We start from the raw sequence: 1,543 nt of genomic DNA, 5'->3' as shown, positions 1-1,543 counted from the left end.
CTGCAGAGATTCACCTTGACGCCAGCGTTCCCACATCAATGCCTTCTGCTCGTCAGTGTAATAGATTCGTGGCTTGCGTTTCATGGCAACACTCCTCCTGCCTAAGCAGTTTATAGTGTTGCGTCGACCGGTTGAATCCGCAATGAAATCCGGTCGTTTCTTTTACTGTTCGTTTCCGCCTTTGCTTTTGCGGATCGAGATAAACTAAAATTTCGACCTGACGACAAAATCTTGGACATCTATCGAAGCCTATATCCAAGTCGGTGGCTTCCTGACGCGTTGGAGTTTGAAACGTTGGCAAACGACCTTCAGAAACGGCATGCGCTGAAATTAGAATCGATATGGAGAAATGATTTGACGTTGGGAGAATTATTCACCCGTATCCAGACTTGATGGCTGACTTCGGCCAGCTACAGACATTTGATATAAACCTATTAGCGCAGCTCGCGCCGTACCTTGGATGAAAATTCTTCGATTCTTGTTCGGTCAAAGGAATGAACCGACTGCTTCCACTGTAAGCCATGCAGAACATCGATACCAGCCTGATCGATATGTTGCTGGACGCATTCAGGAAGCTAGATCCGCTAGTAATGTCGAAGAATTGCAGGCGCTGGCGCGTGATTACTCCGGATATGTTCGTGAAGCAGCAATATCTCGGTGCGTTGAACTAGCTTTGCCGGAGCTATTCGCGCTTGTTGCTGAACGCTTAAATGATTGGGTACCTCAAGTACGGCACTTGGCGCGGAAGGCCCTGGTGACGATGCTCCCTTTTGTACCTTCAAGTCAGGTTCTGTCAACGCTTCCAGCAATTCTACTGGTGCACAGCCCGGGTAGGGATGAATACTCGAGGTGGCTCAATGCGTTTGAAATGGCGGTGATTGAAACAATTCCGGTTGAAGAGCTCATTTCGAATGCAAAAGGTAAGAGCATCAAGACAGCTCGGGCGTGCATTCACCTGCTCAAGAAGCACAGTTTGTTGGGTGCAGTCGAGCTATTCGACTTAATCCTAAGACGCAATGACGATATAGTTCTTGCCAATCTCGCGATGCAATACTGCGCGGAACTGCCGAGAGATGAACAACTTGTCCAATATAGGGCAGCTAGTCGTTCGCACTTCGGTTCTGTTCGCACTATTGCCCTGAAAAAGGTCTTGGAAAAAAGCGGTGTCAATGGCCGTCAGTTTGCGGATGCGGCTTTAGACGATCCTCAATCATCAGTCCGATTTGTGGCAGTGAGTTTTCTTCGTTCTCAGGGTATAGACGTAAGAGCGCGATATCACGAGTTACTCGATGCGAAAAATTTAAAGGCACGAAAACAGAGGATTCTAGTGACTGCGCTGGCCAGCCTTCAAAATGTTGCTGACATACCGCGCATTCAATCGTTTTGCACGAGCACAGATATATCAGTTCGGCGGGCGGCATTCAATTCTTGGCAAAAATTGGCTCCTCAAGCTAAGGATGAAATAGCCCTATGCGCGTTGCAGGACACCGCTCGTGGGGTTCGGAAATTTGCCTATCAGCTCGTTTGCAGATATAGCGCGTAT

At 48.3% G+C, this 1,543-nt stretch carries 1 pseudogene; it reads left to right on the top strand.

Features of this window, described 5'->3' with window-relative positions:
- Positions 1 to 460 precede the first annotated feature (460 nt).
- Positions 461 to 1,543, top strand: a pseudogene (locus AB4Z11_RS31295) (hypothetical protein); the annotation flags it as partial.

It is taken from the genome of Pseudoduganella sp. RAF53_2 (assembly GCF_052113985.1).
Classification (GTDB): domain Bacteria; phylum Pseudomonadota; class Gammaproteobacteria; order Burkholderiales; family Burkholderiaceae_D; genus Rugamonas.
Note: the sequence above shows the minus strand (reverse complement) of the source record. Positions and strands in the feature narration are given on the sequence as shown.